18 protein-coding genes are annotated in these 19,465 nt (G+C 48.5%); 16 read left to right on the top strand and 2 right to left on the bottom strand.

From position 1 onward, the window contains the following. Positions 1-403: 403 nt before the first annotated feature. From HMPREF1548_RS19420 to HMPREF1548_RS19465, 9 genes are all read left to right on the top strand, one after another. Positions 404-1,756 carry an ABC transporter substrate-binding protein gene (locus tag HMPREF1548_RS19420; RefSeq protein ID WP_021638195.1) on the top strand — a complete coding sequence of 451 codons (1,353 nt, stop codon included), beginning with the start codon at positions 404-406 and terminating at the stop codon, positions 1,754-1,756. Positions 1,757-1,936: 180 nt separating this feature from the next. After that, entirely contained in the window at positions 1,937-2,821 is an 885-nt protein-coding gene (locus HMPREF1548_RS19425) for a carbohydrate ABC transporter permease (protein WP_021638196.1), read from the top strand. Beyond that, positions 2,821-3,681 (top strand): carbohydrate ABC transporter permease, encoded by an 861-nt coding sequence (locus HMPREF1548_RS19430; RefSeq protein WP_021638197.1) that lies wholly within the window; start codon positions 2,821-2,823, stop codon positions 3,679-3,681. Before HMPREF1548_RS19425 ends, HMPREF1548_RS19430 begins: the two co-directional genes overlap by 1 nt. Positions 3,682-3,808: 127 nt before the next feature. Continuing rightward, on the top strand, positions 3,809-5,374 hold the full coding sequence (locus tag HMPREF1548_RS19435; RefSeq protein WP_035323000.1) for an alpha-amylase family glycosyl hydrolase: 1,566 nt from the start codon (positions 3,809-3,811) through the stop codon (positions 5,372-5,374). A 133-nt stretch (positions 5,375-5,507) separates the two neighbouring features. Next, entirely contained in the window at positions 5,508-6,497 is a 990-nt protein-coding gene (locus HMPREF1548_RS19440) for a LacI family DNA-binding transcriptional regulator (protein ID WP_021638199.1), read from the top strand. A gap of 21 nt (positions 6,498-6,518) precedes the next feature. Next, positions 6,519-7,967: a sucrose phosphorylase gene (gene gtfA / locus HMPREF1548_RS19445; protein ID WP_021638200.1), complete on the top strand. Its 1,449-nt coding sequence runs from the start codon at positions 6,519-6,521 to the stop codon at positions 7,965-7,967. 358 nt (positions 7,968-8,325) lie between these two features. Then, positions 8,326-8,982: a ThuA domain-containing protein gene (locus HMPREF1548_RS19455; protein ID WP_035323048.1), complete on the top strand. Its 657-nt coding sequence runs from the start codon at positions 8,326-8,328 to the stop codon at positions 8,980-8,982. 90 nt (positions 8,983-9,072) lie between these two features. Beyond that, positions 9,073-9,765, top strand: coding sequence for an SDR family NAD(P)-dependent oxidoreductase (locus HMPREF1548_RS19460; RefSeq protein WP_021638203.1), 693 nt, complete (start codon positions 9,073-9,075; stop codon positions 9,763-9,765). A gap of 22 nt (positions 9,766-9,787) precedes the next feature. Continuing rightward, positions 9,788-10,396 carry a hypothetical protein gene (locus HMPREF1548_RS19465; protein WP_021638204.1) on the top strand — a complete coding sequence of 203 codons (609 nt, stop codon included), beginning with the start codon at positions 9,788-9,790 and terminating at the stop codon, positions 10,394-10,396. Between the two features lie 96 nt (positions 10,397-10,492). Here the strand turns inward: HMPREF1548_RS19465 and HMPREF1548_RS19470 are convergent, their stop codons facing one another. Continuing rightward, positions 10,493-11,344 (bottom strand): hypothetical protein, encoded by an 852-nt coding sequence (locus tag HMPREF1548_RS19470; protein ID WP_021638205.1) that lies wholly within the window; start codon positions 11,342-11,344, stop codon positions 10,493-10,495. A 598-nt stretch (positions 11,345-11,942) separates the two neighbouring features. Then, positions 11,943-12,152, bottom strand: a complete 210-nt coding sequence (locus HMPREF1548_RS19475) for a hypothetical protein (RefSeq protein ID WP_021638206.1) — start codon at positions 12,150-12,152, stop codon at positions 11,943-11,945. A gap of 329 nt (positions 12,153-12,481) precedes the next feature. Between HMPREF1548_RS19475 and HMPREF1548_RS19480 the strand changes: the two genes are divergently transcribed. From HMPREF1548_RS19480 to HMPREF1548_RS19510, 7 genes are all read left to right on the top strand, one after another. Further along, positions 12,482-12,991, top strand: coding sequence for a hypothetical protein (locus HMPREF1548_RS19480; RefSeq protein WP_051358438.1), 510 nt, complete (start codon positions 12,482-12,484; stop codon positions 12,989-12,991). Positions 12,992-13,082: 91 nt separating this feature from the next. Further along, the gene (locus HMPREF1548_RS19485) at positions 13,083-14,438 is read left to right on the top strand and encodes an aminoglycoside phosphotransferase family protein (protein WP_021638209.1); all 1,356 of its coding nucleotides are present in this window, start codon (positions 13,083-13,085) and stop codon (positions 14,436-14,438) included. A 34-nt stretch (positions 14,439-14,472) separates the two neighbouring features. Continuing rightward, positions 14,473-15,072: a TetR/AcrR family transcriptional regulator gene (locus HMPREF1548_RS19490; protein WP_021638210.1), complete on the top strand. Its 600-nt coding sequence runs from the start codon at positions 14,473-14,475 to the stop codon at positions 15,070-15,072. A 10-nt stretch (positions 15,073-15,082) separates the two neighbouring features. Then, positions 15,083-16,168, top strand: a complete 1,086-nt coding sequence (locus HMPREF1548_RS19495) for an AraC family transcriptional regulator (protein ID WP_021638211.1) — start codon at positions 15,083-15,085, stop codon at positions 16,166-16,168. Between the two features lie 16 nt (positions 16,169-16,184). Continuing rightward, on the top strand, positions 16,185-17,225 hold the full coding sequence (locus HMPREF1548_RS19500; protein ID WP_021638212.1) for an AraC family transcriptional regulator: 1,041 nt from the start codon (positions 16,185-16,187) through the stop codon (positions 17,223-17,225). After that, on the top strand, positions 17,222-17,419 hold the full coding sequence (locus HMPREF1548_RS19505; protein ID WP_021638213.1) for a hypothetical protein: 198 nt from the start codon (positions 17,222-17,224) through the stop codon (positions 17,417-17,419). Before HMPREF1548_RS19500 ends, HMPREF1548_RS19505 begins: the two co-directional genes overlap by 4 nt. A 267-nt stretch (positions 17,420-17,686) precedes the next feature. After that, on the top strand, positions 17,687-19,366 hold the full coding sequence (locus HMPREF1548_RS19510; protein ID WP_035323002.1) for an extracellular solute-binding protein: 1,680 nt from the start codon (positions 17,687-17,689) through the stop codon (positions 19,364-19,366). The last annotated feature ends 99 nt before the right edge of the window (positions 19,367-19,465 follow it).

A 19,465-nucleotide genomic window follows, 5' to 3' on the forward strand; every position in this document is an offset into this window, starting at 1 on the left:
CAGATGACGAGCCTGACGAAGAGGAAATGCGGCTGCCGGGGAAGGAAGAAACGGTGATTCTACAGGCTTAATGCTTCCGTTGCAGGCGTATAAAATATCAACAATAAGTGAATCGATTCACAAAATGGTGCAAAAATGTAAAATAACAATTTATGAATCGTTTTATATTTTCAAAGTGCACAATTATAGATGTATTTTATGAGGCTGAATATATAAAAATATCATTTATATACAAAAAAATTAAAATAAGTTATTGACAATTATATTGCAGGGTGGTATTGTTAAAGCACGATATGAATCGATTCAAGTTCATGCAGACAATTATTACAGAGTAAATGTGACATAATTGTAATCAGTAAGCAGAAGAGATATCTGCTACCCAATTTTAAGGAGGAGTAAGAAGATGAAGAAGAAATTACTCAGTGCAATTCTTTCAGTTGCCATGGTGGCAACAGTGCTTGCAGGATGCGGCGGGAGCAGCTCATCCACAGGTGAGAGCACAGCAGCGGGAGACAGTGCAGCAGCTGTGGAGGAAGGAAGCGCGGCAGCTTCCACGAATACATCCACGGACGGTGTGAAGATTACCATTCTGAATACCAAGAGCGAGATTCAGACACAGTGGGAAGAGCTGGCACAGGAATATAAAGAGCTGACAGGCGTGGATGTAGAGGTTTCCGTAACCGTCGGCGATTCACCTTCCCAGGATATTACCAAGAGATATGCTTCCGGCGAAGTACCGACCATCTTCATGGGAGACATTCAGGATATCATTATGCTGGATGAATATGCGCTGGACCTGTCAGGCGAAGACTGGGCCAAGGACGGCGGCTCCGATTACGGATGCAATTACAACGGCAGGCTGATTGGCTTCCCCTTCTGTATTGAAGCCCGCGGCCTTATGTATAACAAGACAGCAATTGAAGCGGCTACGGGAGAGGCCTTTGACCCTACGGCTGTGAAATCCCTGGATGACTTTACCGCACTGCTTGACAAGCTGGTTGCCGGCGGCATGGAAACACCGGTTGCCCTGAATATGGAAGACTGGTCACTGGGCGGACATTATCTGACACAGGTATATGAGGAACAGGACGGCACCCTGGAAGGCGCAACAGCATTCCTTGACGGCCTGAAGGCAGGTACTGAAGATTTGAAGACCAATGCAAGATGGAACTCCCTCATGGATACCTTTGATGTATTAATGAAATACAATATGAACGGCGCGGATCCTCTGGCAGCTGATTACAACAACAACGCTGTTTCCCTGGCAGAAGGCGACATTGCATTCTGGTTCAACGGAAACTGGGCATGGGCTGAAATGTCAGACTTTGCGGTAGAAGGAAGCGAATACGGAATTATGCCCGTAGCACAGCCTGACAGCTCCAACGGTGCAGTTGACAAGCTGGCCGGCGGCGCAAGCAAGTACTGCATGATTGATACCAAGTACAACAGCGAAGCACAGCAGCAGGCAGCAAAAGATTTCCTGAACTGGCTTGTATATGATGAAAAAGGACAGGATTTCCTTGTAAACCAGTGCAGCCTTGTTCCCGCATTCTCCAATATCGCCATGGAAGTAACCAATCCCATGGGACGTTCCGTACAGAGCTATGCAAATGAAGGCAACCTGATTCCCGGATATCCGGAATATCCCGGAGACCACTGGAAAGAAATGGGCGCCGAGATGCAGAAATACCTGGGCGGCCAGGAAAGCAGGGACCAGCTTGCAGACAACATTGCGGCATACTGGAAGGCACAGTAAATAGGTATATTTTTTGAAATATGGCTGAAAACGAAGGGCCGGATCTGAAAGGGTCCGGCCCTTTTTTCCGGGGCGTGTCTGAAAATTATTAACAGCGGATTGTGGGCAGGGCATCACACCGGCTCCTGTAGTTTTCAGACGCGCTCCGGGTTCTCCCATAGAGAAGAGAGGAGCGATTCAATGCAGAATCAGAATAAGTTCCATTACAAAGCGATGATGTTTCTCAGCTTTGCGGGTCCTGCTGTAATATTGTTTTCAGCAGTAGTCATTGTCCCCTTCCTGTTTGGTCTTTATCTGACCTTCACGGGCTGGGACGGTATTTCCAGCAGCATTCCCTTCGTAGGGCTGGAAAATTATGTGGCGCTGTTCCAGGATGGAAGCTTTTGGGTTTCCCTGGGAAGGACCATCCTGTATGCCTTTGTTGCCGTAATCCTCGCCAATGTGGTGGCCTTTGGCCTGGCATATCTGGTGACGAGCAAAATAAAAGGAAGTAATTTTTTCCGGGCGGCATTTTTTACCCCTAACCTGATTGGCGGTATCGTACTTGGTTATATCTGGCAATTCGTATTCAAACAGGCGATTCTTGTAATCGGCGATGCCACAGGCTTCAGCCTGTTTTCCACCTCCTGGCTGTCCGACCCGATCAAGGCCTTCTGGGCATTGATTATCGTAACAGTGTGGCAGCTGTCCGGTTATCTGATGCTGATTTATATCGCAGGCCTTATGGGCGTATCCGATGACCTGAAGGAAGCGGCCAAGATCGACGGCTGTGATGAAAAGAAAACCACGCGTTATATCACCCTCCCCATGATGGCAGGAACCTTTACCATCTGTTTCTTCCTTGCAATCACGAGGGCATTTGTAACCTACGATGTGAACATATCCCTGACGGAAGGCGGCCCTTACGGTTCCACAACCCTGGCGGCCATGTACGTTTACAATATGGCATTCTCATCCAAGAAATACGGCCTTGGCCAGGCGGAAGCCCTAATCCTGTTCCTTGTAATTGCAATTATCGCAGTTACGCAGGCATTCATCGGTAAGAGTAAGGAGGTAGAAGCATAATGGATCTGAATACAAAAGGATTTATTAAGAAAAAAGTCTCTTTGGTATTAAAGATGATCGTATTGCTGGCATGCTTTATCATCTACATGTTCCCCTTTGTTATGGTGGTAATCAACTCCTTTAAGACAAAAAGAGATATTATCAAGGAACCTCTTGCCCTGATTGGAACCAACGGCGCATCCGTTACCAACTATCTGCAGGCCTTTACGAAAATGAATTTCCCCAGGACGTTTATGAACTCCCTGTGCATCACGGGCATCAGCGTTCTTTTGATAATCATTGTTTCTTCCATGTGCGCATACATTTTCGTGCGTACTGATTACAAGCTGAATAAAATTTTCTTTTCCCTGATGATTGCTTCCATGGTAATTCCGTTCCAGGTAATCATGATTCCGCTGGTTTCCATTTACGGCGGACAGCTGCACCTGCTGAACCACAGACTGACGCTGATTCTGATGCATGTGGGATTTTCCACGGCCATGTCTGTATTCATGTACCACGGCTTCATCAAGAGCAGTATCCCTTTGTCGCTGGAGGAAGCGGCGCGGCTTGACGGCTGCTCCAGGCATCAGACCTTTTTCCGGGTAGTGTTGCCGCTGCTTAAGCCTACCACGGCGACGCTGGTTATCCTGTATGCCATGGCCCTGTGGAATGACTTCCTTCTTCCTTCCCTGATTTTGACAAAGAAGGAGCTGTATACACTGCCCATCGCAACACAGATGTTCTATGGCACCTATTCTTCGGATTTGGGACTGATTATGGCGTCCCTGATTATGGTTGTCATTCCGGTAATCATCCTTTATCTGTTCCTGCAGAAGTACATTATCGCAGGAGTGGTTGCCGGTGCGGTAAAATCCTGATTTTTTACGGAAAGGGCTTTTTCCCGGTTCTTCACCCGCTGTCCCGGCGGACGGCGGTGTGGGTAAGCCCTTTACACGATATATAAAAAAATGTAACCGTGATGGTACGGGACAGTGGGAGCAGAATATGGCTGAATGGTTAAAAAAAGCAATATTTTATGAGGTGTATCCTCAGAGCTTTAAGGACAGCAATGGAGACGGCATCGGAGACATTCCCGGCCTGATGGAGAAGCTTGATTATATCAGGGAGCTGGGGATGAACGCCATCTGGATCAATCCCTGCTTTGATTCTCCTTTTTATGATGCGGGGTATGATGTGGCGGATTACTACAGGGTAGCTCCCAGATACGGAACCAATGAGGACTTGAAGCGGTTATTTGAAAAGGCGCATTCTTATGGGATGCATGTTTTGTTGGATCTGGTGCCGGGGCATACGGCAGTGACGCATCCCTGGTTCCTGGAATCCATGAAGGCAGAAAAAAACGAGTATACTGACCGGTATGTGTGGACGGACAGTCCCTATAAGCGGATGGAAAATGTCCGGGGGATCGTGAGCATCCTTCGGGGGATTTCCCCCAGGTACGGAACCTGCGGGGTAAACTGCTTCAGTACGCAGCCGGCGTTAAATTACGGCTTTGCCAGGATAGATGATCCAGCGTGGCAGCAGCCGGTGGACGCGCCGGGGCCGCGGGCTTCCAGGGAGGAGCTGATGAATATCATGCGCTTCTGGCTGGGCCTGGGCTGTGACGGCTTCCGAGTGGATATGGCCGGTTCTCTGGTGAAAAATGATGATGACAAGACGGAAACCATCCGGCTGTGGCAGGAGGTAAGGTCTTTTCTGGATCGGGAGTTCCCGGAAGCAGTCCTGGTATCGGAATGGGGCAGGCCGGAGATATCGCTGAAGGCAGGCTTTCATATGGATTTTTTCCTGCATTTCGGCGATACCGGTTATATGGATCTGTTCCGGACAGAGCATCCTTTTTTCAATGAAGAAGGAAAAGGGGACATTTCCGTATTTGTGAAGCATTATCAGGAAAATGAGAAGGCGGCCGGAGGAAAAGGCATGATGTGCATGCCCTCGGGTAACCATGACATGATCCGGATTTCAAAACAGCTGGACACACGCCAGATGAAGCTGGCATATGCTTTTATCTACGCGCTGCCGGGAGCGCCGTTTCTGTATTACGGGGATGAAATCGGCATGCGTTATGTGGAGGATCTGGTTTCTGTGGAGGGCGGCTATGAGAGAACCGGGAGCAGAAGCCCGATGCAGTGGGATAAATCCACCAACGCAGGATTTTCCAGCGCGCCTGCTGAGGCGCTTTATATCCCTCTGGATCCGGGAAATGACAGGCCCGATGTGGCTTCCCAGATGGAGGAAACGGATTCTTTGTACAATACGGTAAAAAAACTTATTTCTGTGCGACAGGCCCACAGCGCCCTGCAGGGAGACGGAAAAATTGAATTTCTGTATGCCGGAGATCATACGTATCCGCTTGTTTTTGAAAGAAGCTCGGCAGAGGAAAAGGTGCTTGTTATCATTAATCCGTCGGGAAAGGAGCAGGAATGCCAGGTTCCCTGCGAGGGATCCTGGGAGGTTATTTATTCCTGCGGAGGGCTTCCGGTAATGGAAAGCGGGAAAGTGAAGGCGGCTGCTGTCAGCGCCTGCTGGATGAAAAAGATACTGATTTAAGAAAGTTTCTGATTGCCATTACAGTGAGGGCAAGGTATCATGATGACAGGAAGAGTGTCGAATTTTGGAGGAACGTTAATGAATTAACGGTTCCTGGAAAAACGGACGGATATTCACTGGGAGGTAAGTAAGAATGGTAACGATTAAGGATGTAGCGGCGGATGCCGGCGTATCAGTGGGAACAGTATCAAAGGTATTGAATAATATGTATGTCAAGGCTGACAACCGGCGGAGGGTGGAGGAATCCATACACAGGCTGGGCTATCAGGTAAATACCTATGCCAGGGGTCTGAAGGCCCAGCAGACATTTACGGCGGCGATTATTGTTCCGGATTTAATCAACCCATTTTTTGCCCTGCTGGTGAACTATGTGGAGCAGGTGCTGGCGGCGGTCGGCTATAAGCTGCTTGTATGCAATTCCCATTGTAATGAGGACAGGGAGCTTGCCTATATCAATATGGCAAAACAGAACAAGGTAGACGGCCTGATTGCCGTTACCTACAGCAATACGGATGAATATCTGGAGGCGGATATGCCTCTGGTTTCCATAGACAGACATTTCAAGCATCAGATATGCTGTGTGTCCAGCGATAATGAAATGGGCGGCCGCCTGGCTGCTCAGAAGTTTATAGATACAGGCTGCAAAAATGTAATTTACATCAGAAACGGTTCCAATGTGGAGGGGGAAACCCTGAAGAGAGGGAAAGCGTTTGTGGATACCTGTGAGCAGGGAGGCGTGGAGGCTACCCGGATGGATTTCGGAGAGGAAACCACGCTGTCCAAGCAGCAGATGAATAAAATTAACAGCTTCCTGGAGCAGTGCGTAAAGGGCGGAAGCTTCCTGTACGACGGTATTTTTACCAGCTCCGACGTACATGCCATTGTGGTAGAGAAGCAGCTGACTGCGATGGGGATCCGTGTGCCGGAAGACGTACAGATCATAGGCTATGACGGGCTCCGTATCCTGAACGTGGGGGATTACCCGGTGTCCAGCATCGCGCAGCCGGTAAAGGAAATGGCAGTGACCTGTGTGGACACGCTCATCAAGCTGATTGAGAAAAAGCCTGTGGAAAGGCGGATTATTCTGCCCGTTACTTTTGTGGAGGGCGGAACTACAAGATAAAGTTTGAAAGGCGGCAGTAAAATGAAAAAATTAGAAAATAAAGTCATGTTGATAACGTACTCCGATTCCATGGGGCATAATCTGAAGGATCTGGAGAAAATACTTTCCGAATATTTCAGGGATGCAGTGGGCGGCGTCCATATTCTTCCCTTTTTTCCCTCTTCAGGGGACAGGGGCTTTGCGCCCATGGATTATACCAAAGTGGATCCGGCCTTCGGCGGCTGGGAGGATGTGGAACGGCTGGCGGACAAATATTATCTGATGTTTGACTATATGATTAACCATATTTCAGCGCAGAGCGAGTATTATAAGGATTTTCTTGCAAAAAAGGAGGATTCGGAATATAAGGATCTGTTCATCCGCTATAAGGATTTCTGGGAAGGCGGCGAGCCCACACAGGAGCAGGTGGATGTGATTTATAAAAGAAAACCGCGCGCGCCTTATGTGGACGCACATTTTGCGGACGGGACGACGGAAAAGGTTTGGTGTACCTTTGATGAGGAGCAGATCGATATCAACTGCAAGTCGGAAACCGCGAAGAAATTTATCAGGGACAATCTTGTGGGGATGTGCAGGCACGGCGCTGCCATGATCCGCCTGGATGCCTTTGCCTATGCAACCAAGAAGGCGGGAACCAGCTGCTTTTTCATCGAACCTGAAATCTGGGAGCTGCTGGATGAGTGCACGGATATCCTGAAGCCTTATCAGGTGGAAATCCTTCCGGAGATCCATGAGCATTACACGATGCAGAAGAAAATAGAGGATAAGGGCTATTATGTGTATGATTTTGCGCTGCCCATGCTGCTTATCAATGCGCTGTATTACGGACAGACAAAGTATCTGAAGCACTGGCTGGAAATCTGCCCCAGAAAGCAGTTCACCACCCTGGATACCCATGACGGAATCGGCGTTGTGGATGTGAAGGATCTGCTTCCGGATGAGGAAATCAACCGGACAAAGGAGGATATTTTCAAATACGGCGCGAATGTGAAGAAAATCTACAATACCGCCGCTTACAATAATCTGGATATTTATCAGGTAAACTGTACCTATTATTCTGCGCTGGGCGATGATGATGACGCATATCTCCTGGCAAGGGCGGTCCAGTTCTTTGCACCCGGCATTCCGCAGGTATATTATGTGGGCCTGATGGCGGGGAAGAACGATCTGAAGCTTCTGGAAGAAACCAAGGTGGGAAGAAATATCAACCGTCATTATTACACGGAAGAGGAAATTGCCGAAGAGGTGAAGCGTCCTGTTGTGGAGAAGCTGATCCGGCTGATGGAATTCAGGAATTCCTTCCCGGCGTTTGACGGAAGCTTTGCCATGAAGGAATGCGAGGACGGAAAACTTGTCATTGTGAGAGAAAGCAACGGCTATACGGCGGAGCTGGAGGCGGACTTCGCGGAGAAGAAGTTTACGATATACACTACTCAGCCCGGAGGTGAGAGGCAGGTCCTGGATAAATAAGGCTTCTGCCGGGAGTGACTGGTTGTTATCAGCAATTGTTTATATTGAATGTGTATAAAACAGGAAGCAGCGGTGACTGCAGCCGGAAATTTTGGGCTGTGGCGCTGCTGCTTTTTTTGTGGTTTTTATGAGGTTTTCATGGGGGGCATGGGAAGTTCTTACGGGAATGGTGACCTTTCTAATGTGGGAGTATGACAGGGGAATGGTAAAGGTGGGAAAAACAGGAGGAACCGGGTGGACAGGAGAGGAGGAAGGTGATAGATTAAAGATAAAACCAGCCGGAGACAGTTATGCATTTCGGAAAAGGTAATAATAATAAATGATGGAAGCCGTAGAAAACGGCTTCAGGGAGGGGACTATGAAAATACTTATACTTTGCGATGATAAATGGCATCCTGCGGAGGTTGTGGAAAGGGGGCTTGCTTTTCTGGCAGAGGAAGGGCATGCGCTTGATTTTGTCCGGGATGCCAAGGATATTCTGACACCGGCATTTCTGGGCCGGTACCCGGTGGTGATCAATGCCAAGGGGAATGCGCTTACCGGGGCAAATGATGCGCCCTGGTTTGAGGAGGGAGTGACGGAGGCCGGGCCGGAGGAGCTGCGGGAGTATGTGGAAGCGGGCGGCGGATTCCTTTCCCTTCATGCGGGCAACAGTTTTAAGGCGGAGGAGAATAAAGCCTACACGGATTTTGTGGGGAACAGCTTTGTTAAGCATCCGCCCAGATGTACGGTCAGGGTAACGGTTGACAGAACACATCCTGTAACAGAGGGCGTACATGATTTTGAAATCAGGGATGAGCATTATGAGCTGGATCATCTGGCGGCGGATATCCTGCCTCTTCTTTCAACGGTATCGGAGAGCGGAGGGAAGCAGATGGGAGGGTATGTGAGAAGCATAGGCAAGGGGCGTCTCTGTGTCCTGACACCAGGTCATATACTCTCTGTGTGGGAGAATGAAGAATATCGGAAGCTTGTCAGAAATGCGGTTTTCTGGTGTGCAGGCGGTGTGAAGTGAGTTTTTTCTGCAATAAGGAATAAGATGAACAGTAAATAAAACAAAAGGTTGATACATTAACTTTTTTATAAGGGGAGGGCTTGCAGGGTTATGGAAAATGTATTTATCACCGGAGCGGACAGGGGAGTGGGCTTTGCACTGTGTGAAGAGTTTGCCGCGCATGGCTTCCGGGTGCTGGCGGGGCAGTATATGCCTGAATGGGGAGCGCTTGCAGAGCTTGCGGAGAAATACCCCGGACAGGTGGAATGCATTCTTTTGGATGTGTCTGATACGGCTTCGGTACAGGAGGCGGTCAGGACAGCTTCGGAGCTTGTGGATAGGATCGACATTCTGGTGAACTGTGCGGGAATCATCCGGGATGACAGCAGAAAGGGATTTTACGATACGCTGAATACGAATACCGTGGGGACGCTGCGCACTGTGGAGCTGTTTCTGCCGCTGATGAAGGCGGGCAGGCGGAGGCTGTGTTTCTTTTCTTCGGAAGCGGGGAGTATTTCCATGCTTCACAGGACTGGGGATGGAGACACCTCCTATTGCGTTTCCAAAGCGATGCTGAATATGACGGTGCGCCTGATGTTCAATGAACTGCGTCCCGAAGGGTACACCTTCCGGGTTTATCATCCCGGCTGGGTGCGATCTTATATGTCAGGGAAAAAGGCGGACCGGGGGCATTATGAACCTGAGGAGTCGGCAGCGGCTGCCTTCCGGCAGTTTACGCAGGAGCGCAGCTTTGAGGATGCGCTTGTCATGACGGATATTAAGGGAGAGGTTTGGCCCTTCTGATGGGCGGGAGAGGAGAAAAGTGATGAAAACAGCGTTCCTGTTTGATATGAAAATGCCCGGGGCCAGGCGGGCAGCGGACTGGCTGCAAAAAAACGGTTATCAGGTGGACGGCGCAGTGACGGGTGAAATGACAGAGGAAGCTTTGCAGCAGCTGGAGAGAAGGACTCTGGATCTGCTCGTTATCTGCCCGGATACGGATTATGGAGCTTGTGACGGTGCGGTAGGAAGCGGCCATGATTATGAGAAAACAGCGGAATTTGCAGCCGGGAGAATTGCGGAAATCCATGAGGTTTTGGAGCGGAGCATCCCGGCGCTGGACAGAGGCGGAGAAAAACGTATTGCTTTTCTTACCCACGCCTGTTCCAGCATCAACTGGTGTGTAGACAGGCAGGATTTTGCCGCGCATATGCTCCTTAGCGGGCTTAATATGCAGGCAAAGCTTCTGTTTAACAGGTTGCGGCCGCTGGGCTTTACGATGCGGTGCTATGCTTTAGGGGAAAATGGAGCGGGCATTGGCCCGGGAGAATATATCGGGCTGGATTTCTGCTTTGACCCGGGAGAGCCTGTTGTACATTCAGATGAAAACAGGCTTGTAATGCGTGATCGTTTTTTCAGGGAGATTGCGTGGTAGGATAATAATTTTTATCGCCGGATAAAATACGGGAGCCGCTCAAAGGAACGGCTCCCGTAAATATTGATTATTTTAATGTAATTTTAATCCGCAGTGTTAAATTTCAGTGCCATCCTCAGTGTTGTTATCATTTTCCGCCGCTTCACGGGCGGTACTGCTGATGTCTGCAGCATCCTTAACGCTGTCTGTAATGTCATCCGCCGCTTCTTTGACAGTGTCATCCGCCTGTGCCGGTTCCGGGGAAGGAGCTGCTGATTCATCGGTAGTATTTTCGCCGTCTTCGAAAGTGGAGCTGTCGGCCTTTCCGGCCATATCTTCCGCAGCGCCCATGGTCGCATTTATTTTCTGGCCGACCTTGCTGACTGCCTTTTCCGTGGCTTCCTTAACCTTATTGAGGGCGGATTCCATCTGTTCGTCAACATTGGCGTATTCATTGCTGTTCTTAATTCTCTCTACCGCGTCATTTATTTTGTGGGTGACCGACTCAAACTCTTCGGAATTCTTCAGCTTGGTAACCGCCTCGTCCACCTTGCTTGTCACCGTCTCATATTCTTCGGAGGCTTTGATTTTCTGAACGGTGTCTTCCACCTTTTCAGAAACATTATTGAGAAGGGCGTCCGCCTTTTCCTTCGCTTTCTTCAAATCAAGAGAAACATAGGAACGGTTTCCTTCCGTATGGGCCTCGGAGGAGTGTGTCTCCTGTTCCTTGCCTGCATCCGCATTCTCCTGTGTCTCTCCGGCAGCGGAGGAGGCTGCGTCCGTATCGTCATCGTTGAGTTCGTCATCATCAAACTCATCGAAGTCATCAAATTCATCACCGCTGTCGTCACTGTCATTATTGACGCGGGAATCCCTGTTTTTCAGGTAGTAATAGGTGCCGGCCGCTGCTGCGCCGACTACAGCTGCTGCAGCGAGTAATCTTCCAAATCCATTTGACTTTCTGGCCATCGTAAAATACCCCTTTCTTAAGGCTGTGATTAAGCTGAGCAGCACCCTGCGGACAGGTTCAGACGAAAAGTAACCCCTGAGAAAAGTAACCCCTGAACGGCCGGGCGCTATACTGCTATAAAACGGACCGGATGCACCGGACCTGAAATCCCTTCGCGGCAAAATCCGCTTAGTGTTATTTTAATACTATTTTGCGGAATTGAAAAGAAAATATGTATTAAAATTGTATTAATTTCCCAATATTTTTATGACAGGGTTTCCGTATATTTGTTAAAATGCGTGGAGGAACGGTTCCTTTTGACAAAACGGACGGTTTAACTTATAATATACTTAGCAAGACAGCCGGAAGGTGAGTGCACTTCATCCGTCCCGGCGAACATCAGCAAAAATAGCCGTCAGCTTTCCAGGGCAGGACGGCTATTTTTTATGTACATAAGTCAGTATTGCAACAATTAGTAAAGCCACAGATGTGATTAACTGCAATTCTTCATATGTAGATATAATTACCACCCCTTTCCACAAGACCTGGAACGGGTGGGAGCACGTCCTCCGGCTGCCCGGGTAAATATATTAAAAATTAATGTATCACTAAAAAACCTCAGCTTCCGCTGGTATCCTTACAGCGCATCAACTCCTTATCTAATACCGTATCCACCATGTCTTTACCGTATTTATCGAGAAGGCGGTACTTCCCTATATGCTTCATTTCCTCATATCTCAGCCTTTCGGGACAGTAATCCACAGCGTTCAGTTCATCCTGATGCAGGTAATTGGCATCACATTTCAGGGCATTAAAAAGCCTGTACATATATTCCGGCCTCGGGGAACTGAAAGCTTGTAGATGTAGGTTGGTTATACAAGAATAGTGCTGTATACTGCGGGATGCTGCGGGACATAGGTGTATGAGACATGAGTCCTGTATAAATGCCCGGAATATTATGGGTAGGATAACCGAAAGAACAGGGATTTCCTGGTTTAAAATGTTTATTTTTCAGGGATTTCAGGGGTGTGGATACGGAGAAGCTATAAGATATCCCAAAAAAGAAAAAATATGTTTTTTCAGGGTGTATTGATGTAAGATGACGTGTATACTAAATGACATATAAAGGTTACCTTTTTGGGATTGGAGGAAATAAAATGGAATACAGGAAACGTGTGGAAAAGCTGCTGCTGTCTTCAGGGAGAGAGGGGATGGAAAAGCTTCTGGAATGGATGGCGGAAAACGGCTATTATGATGAGCCGGACTGTGACAGCCAAAGCTCTCCGGTGGACGGAAGCCTGGCAGCGCAGAGCTTGTATGTTCTGGGAATCATGGAGGACATGGCCTATCTTCTTCTGCATGATAATGAGGACACATTGGAAGCAAAGCGTAATTCACTGGCTGTCTGCGCCCTGCTGCACAGGATTGGCATTTTGGGGACAGGACTTGAGGAAACAAAGGAGGGCGAAGTGGAAAAAAAGGCTGTCGATATCGTATCTTCTTTTATTACGCTGGACAAGGAAGAGGAGCGGGCGCTGTTATGTAATGAGGTGGTAGGTCGTGACTTCGCGGCCAATAAGGGGGCTGCCGGGATGGATTATGCCCTGCTGTTATTCTTTGCTGAAAAATGGGTGGCAAACGAAGGGAAAAACGGGGTAAAAGGGTGAAGGATATGGTATAATGGCGTTATGTGATTGGCGGCAGAATCATAGATGGCATAAATCTGCAGGCAGAAAAATATGATTGGAGAATCGCGATATGAAGATGTTGCTTGTGCTGTTTGATAAGCAGGGGCAGATTCTGCTGTGCAGGAACCCATCGGGATATTCTGTTCCGACGAATGGGGCCGAGGTTGATGAGGGCTTTGGCTTTGGTTCACCACAGGAAGAAAACAGGTGGTTTTGGGAAAACTGCGGTCTGCTTGTATACCGGCGTTATATTTGCTTTTATAAGGATTATTGTGCCGCTGTATTTGAGCTGTATGGCGAAGGTAATGTGGGAAAAGAGTTTATCTGGATGGACAGCGGCAGTTTAGATAAATTTATTGTGGGGAACAGCTTAACAGTCCTGCTGAAAGCTGTGATGAAAAACTATAATTGCAGCAAAACAGTTTCCTGGGTAAATAAGGACGGATTTCAGCCTTATCTGAATTGGGCATTGAAGGCTGCAGGCAGTGACACTCAATTGACATACGGTAAAATAGAACAGATAAAAAATACTTATGTTTCAACGATTTTCCGATTCCAGGCAGGTGAGGAAATCTTCTATTTGAAGATTCCCGGCAAAACATATCTTAATGATGCTGTGCATATAGAAAAATTTCTTGTTAATTCTACCTATGGCCTGCCGGAAATTACAGCGGTATATCCGGATGGAAATGCCTTTTTGGCAAAAGCTATGGGAGGGCATGATTTATCTGTGGAAACGGATATGGTTTTTCTGGAGCAGGTAGTAGAACAATGGGCTGACATGCAGCAGAGATTTACAGAGAAACAGGATGCATTTTCCTCCAAAATACCATTATTACATAATTACACTGCTGAAGGGATTATGAAGAGAATTGATAACTTCCCGTCAGAGGTATCCGACATTTTTGCATTTTTGAATGAACAGTCCAATGCGGTAGATGCGGCGAAAACCGGACAAATGATACGGGAAGTGAAAAGGCTTTTATCCCTGTTGGCAAAGTGTAAGGTACCGGATACTCTATGTCATGGTGATTTGCGGCCTGGGAATATCCGGGTAGTAAATGGGTTTTGTTTTCTTTATGACTGGGGGATGGGGATGTATGGCCATCCGTTCTATGATGTGGTACATTTTTTGCATGTGACACGCAGACAGCTTTCGCAGGAAATGCAGGAAAAAATAAAGAATACATATTTAAAGCAGTGGGAAATGTATGGAACGGGAAAAGATATACTGCGGAACTATGAGACAGTAGAGCGGCTTAAGGACTTTTTTATGGTCTTAGCGGATGCGGACTGGCTGATGGAGACGATAGAAGCTGTTGGAGGCAAGGTGCCGGAGGGTTCTATGGACAGTTGGTTGCTAATGCGCCGTGTTTACTATTTCAGGAGAGTATTGGGCCGGTTCCTGGCGGGCGATAACAATTAGTATTGCAGGGGTATACCAAAGAGGAGGCAGGACTATGAACGATAAGTTCTTTGATGTGAAAAAAGAGAAACAGGACAGGATAATTAATGCTTCCTTGAAGATGTTTGCGTTAAATGGCTACAGGCATGCCAGTACAGATGATATGGTGAGGGAGGCGGCTATCAGCAAAGGGCTGCTGTTCCATTATTTTGGAAGTAAGCTGGGGCTGTATATGTTTTTATATGATTACAGCACGAGATTTATGCTGTTGGAGTTTTCCAGGGAAATTAAGGCTGTGGATACGGATTTCTTTGTGCTGGCGGGGAAAATGGAGACTGCGCGGATGCGGGTGATGAAAATGTATCCCTACATGAGGCGTTTTCTGGATACAGTGCAGAAGGAAGACTGTGCGGAGGCGGCGGAGGCCGTCCGGGAAATCCGGGAAAAATATCAGGAAAGCCTGAATAAATACATAGGACAGGCCGATTTTGACAGGTTTGTACCGAAGGCAAAACCGGAAATGGTGATGAGATGTGTGGAGTATACGCTGAACGGCCTGACGGAGGAGTTCAGCGGCCGTGGCGGTTTGGAAACAGAGGCTCTGAAGAAAGAAATAGAGGATTATCTGCGGATGTTTGCCGCAGTGTTTCAATAAAGGAAAAACGATGGACAGAGAGGCCTTTTTACAGATATTGACGCCATTGGATGTGCATGATACATATCGGGAGCTGTACTTTCGAAATCCGGCGGCTTTTGCGGTGCCGGTCAGGAGCTGGGAAGAGTTCTGCGGGCGTTATAATGAGCTGGAGGGGGAGGGAAAGACAAAGCTCCCTCCGGTGCCGCCCACGCCGATTGCGCCTGTTTTTTCGGAGGAGGAGTATTTTCCGCAGGAGGACTGGGGAGAGGTGAGCGTGATTGTAAACGCCCGCTACTGCCCGGCTTTTCTGCATGAGCTGGAGTTTATCAAAATTATTTATGTGTTCCGGGGAAGCTGCTTTTTTTATATTGACGGCAGGCGGATATCCATGACGGAGGGAAATGCCTGTATTGTGGCGCCGGGGGTGGAGCAGACCGTTTTTTCCTGTGCGGATGAGGATATTGTGCTGAATCTGCTGATTCGCAGGAGTACCTTTGCGGAGTCCTTCTGGGAGCTGCTGGAATCCAATGACGGCGGCGTGATTGCGGATTTTTTCTGGAAGATGCTTTATCATAAGCCGGGCGTGGAGGTGCTGCTTTTTAACAGCAGGCCGGATATGCTGCTGGAGGAGAGCGTGATGGATCTCTACGAAGAGGCGCTGCTGCAGCCGGTGAAAAGCGGCCTGGTCATGAAGAGCATGATGATGGCTATATTTGCCTATATTCTCAGATGGAAGGAAAAGGACGTGGTATGGCTCAGAAAAAAGGAAAAGCACAGGGAATATCCCCTGGCACAGTATCTGCTGTACATGAAGGAGCATATTGACGAGGTGTCTCTTTCTTCCCTGGCGGAGAATTTTTATGTGAGCGAGGGGTATCTGAGCCGGTATTTCCGCAGGGAAACGGGATTTACCTTCAGCCATCTCCTGCAGGAAATGAAGATGAAAAGGGCGGCGGAGCTGCTGATAAAGACGGAATGCAATATAGAGAAGATTGTTGCGCTGATCGGGTATACGGATCAGAGTATTTTTTTCAGAAATTTTAAAGCAGCCTATGGGATGACGCCTCTTGTTTACAGGAAGAAAAAACGGCAGGCGGAATTCATGTATACATAAAACAGGGGGGAACGGTTTGCGGCTGAGTGAAGGTCTGGGAGAAGAGGAGCAGTTATATAAAAGCCTGTATGCAAGGTGCCCTGAGGTCTGGGAGGAACCGGTGGAGGACTGGGCCGGGCTGGTGAGGCGGTGTCATAAGGCCGGAATAAACGATATTCCGAACGAAGCGCCTTCCATGATGGGCAGCGTATTGACGGAGGATGATTTTTTTACGGAGAATTTCAAGGAGGTTGTCTGCTTTAATAACCTCAGGTATTGTCCGCCGTTTCTTCATAAGCTGGAGTTCATCAAGATTATTTATGTGTGGAGCGGAAGCGTGACCGTGTATCTGGATAATGTGAAATATGAGCTTTTATCGGGGAATTTCTGCATAATTACGCCGGGAATCCGGCATACGGTGTTTTCCAGGCACGATGAGGATGTGATCATCAATATCCTCATGCGCATCAGTTCCTTTGCCAATGCGTTTTCGGGGATCTTGATGGAACAGAATATCCTGGCTGATTTTTTCTGGAAAATCCTTTATACGAAGCACAGCAACCGGGTATTGATGTTCGGCTGCAGTAATGATCCGAAGCTGGACCGGTGGGTGGAGAGGATGTTTGATGAGTCAGCGCGGCAGCAGGCGGCAAGCAACCTTCTGATGAAAAGCTATGCCATGATTTTCCTGGGTATCGTTATGAGGGAGCATCTGCCGCAGCTGCAGCTGAAGGAAGAGCTGACGGACGAGGTTTATGTGCTTCCCGCTATCATCCAGGCGATCAGGCAGAACCTGAAGAGTATTACGCTGGAGGAGCTGACAAGGCAGTTCGGTATGAGTGAGAGTGAATTAAAACGGTATATCGTCAGGGAAAGCGGCTATACCTACCGGTATCTGCTGCGGGATCTGCGGCTGAGAAGGGCGGTGGAGCTGCTGCGGAATACCAACCTGAGTATGGAGAGAATTATGGAGGAAACCGGGTACAGCAATATGAATAATTTTTACCGCAGCTTTAAGGAGCATTTCGGGCAGACGCCTCTGGAGTTCCGGAAAAATGGGGAAGAGATTTTGATTTGAGAGAAGAAACGGCAGGCGGAAAAAAGAAACGGCTGGCGGAGAAAAGAAACGGCAAGCGGAGAGAAGAAACGGCAAGCGGAGAAAAGAAACGGCAGGCGGAGAAAAAAACGGCAGGCAGGGAAAAGAAATGGCAGGCAGGGGAAAACAGCAGCAGGCGAGAAAACGGCAGTTCTTATGCGGGGAAGTCGAAATAAACGTCTGGAAAAATATCATATACTGTAATAAATTCAAACAAAGGAGCCAGTACGATCATTGGATTGTACCGGCTTTTTTTCTGTACTGACGGGGCTTGGCCAAGAGAGTATGCCTGAAATGGAATAGCCCAAAAAGGTCATATAAAACAAGTTTTGTGTAGAGTGATAAAGTAAGATTCTAAATATATAATAAAACCACACAAAACATACAAAACGGATCCAAATAAAAGGGGATTGTATTGTGAAATTATCAAGGAGGGAATGGAAATGGCTAAAAAATTGTCAGCAATAGTTTTGGCGGCAGTATTATCATTGTCATTATTGACAGGCTGCGGAAGCGGAAGTGCGGATACCGCGGCTTCGGCGCCGGCCGAAACGAAGGGGACGGAGGGAAGCGCAGCAGCGGCGGAGGAGGGAAACGGTGAACTGATTCCCGTTACTTTCAGCAGGGCGCAGGACTCCCTGATGGAAACAGATATTTTTGCCAGGATGGAAGGCGCAACCTACGAGGATAATCTGTGGACGGATTTGATCGCGGAAAAGCTGGGATATGATGTGAAATACCTGTGGATCGCTTCCAGCGCGGAGCTTCAGACGCAGAAGTTCAATGCGGCTATGGCGGCGGGGACGATCCCGGATATCGTGTGTGTGAATAAGACCGATTTGAAGCAGCTTGTAGAAGCGGGTCTGGTAGTGGATATGAAGCCTTATTTTGATGAATATGCCAGTGATTTCGTGAAGGAGCTGATTGCAGCCGGCGGGGATGCGGCGATTCAGGCATGTACCTACGACGGCGTGCAGTACGGAATTCCTTATGTGGACTGTGATATTGAAACAGCGCAGATGCTCTGGCTGCGTCAGGACTGGATGGACGAGCTGGGACTGAAGGCGCCGGAAACGCTGGATGAATTAAGGGAAATTTTAAAAACCTTTAAGGAGCATGCCGGAAGCGGCGGCGTTGGGCTGGCTGTCAGCAACGATATTTACGGCAACAACTTTGACATTAAAGGCTGGTGCAATGCCTACGGCGCATATCCCAAATACTGGATCGACGACGGAAGCGGCAAGCTGGTTTACGGCAGCACGACCCCTGAAATGAAGGAAGCGCTGGGAAGCCTGGCGGAGCTGTTCCAGGAGGGGCTGATTGATCCGGAATTTTATGTAAATGACAATGATAAGACCAAGGAAGCGCTTGTAAACGGAAAATGCGGGGCAATGTACGGTTATCATGCCGGTTCTCTGTGGCCTTTGCAGGATGTGGTGGATGCGGCTCCCGAAGCAGACTGGCGTCCTTATAAGCTGCCTGTGAAAAATGCGGGAGACAAAATCAGGCCCGGCATCCATATGTGTACGGCAAGCTGGTATGCGGTGAGCAAGGATTGTGCGCATCCGGAAGCGCTGGTGCAGATGCTGAACCTGTATTGTGAAAAGGTGCTTGATCCGGAGCTGAATGAATATGCGGTATATGCAAATCCCGGCGACGGCCTGGAAGGCGTGTGGAGACTGACTCCGGTAACCATCAACAGCCCGAACAAGAACCAGGTAACAGCCAAGGCGATTGAAGAGCCTCTGAAAACAGGGGAACCCGGGGATTTGACCGGCGAGCAGTACAGTATGTGGGAGTACAGCTACAAGGCACAGAACGGCGATACCCAGCTGTGGGGCTGGAACAGGGTATTCGGTGCGGACGGTTCCCAGCAGCTGCTGATGAACTATCAGAACGACAGCAACGTGGAATTGGTATATGATCAGTTCTTCGGCGCCCCCGGCGAGGTTATGACCACAAAGAAAACCACGCTGGATGATATGCTGGATCAGGTATTTATCAAAATTATTGCCGGACAGGAGCCGCTGGATTCCTTTGATTCCGTTGTGGAGCAGTGGAGCGCGGCAGGCGGACAGGATATGACTGATGAAGTAAATGAGTGGTACGCTTCCAGCAAATAAAAATGTGGTTTTCAGAAACAGTTTTTACATAAGATTTAAGTCGGAATAGGAAAAATGCAGACTTATTTCAGAACATCCGGGGCAGCAGAATATGCTGCC

The sequence above is a fragment of the Clostridium sp. KLE 1755 genome (genome assembly GCF_000466465.2).
Classification (GTDB): domain Bacteria; phylum Bacillota; class Clostridia; order Lachnospirales; family Lachnospiraceae; genus Eisenbergiella; species Eisenbergiella porci.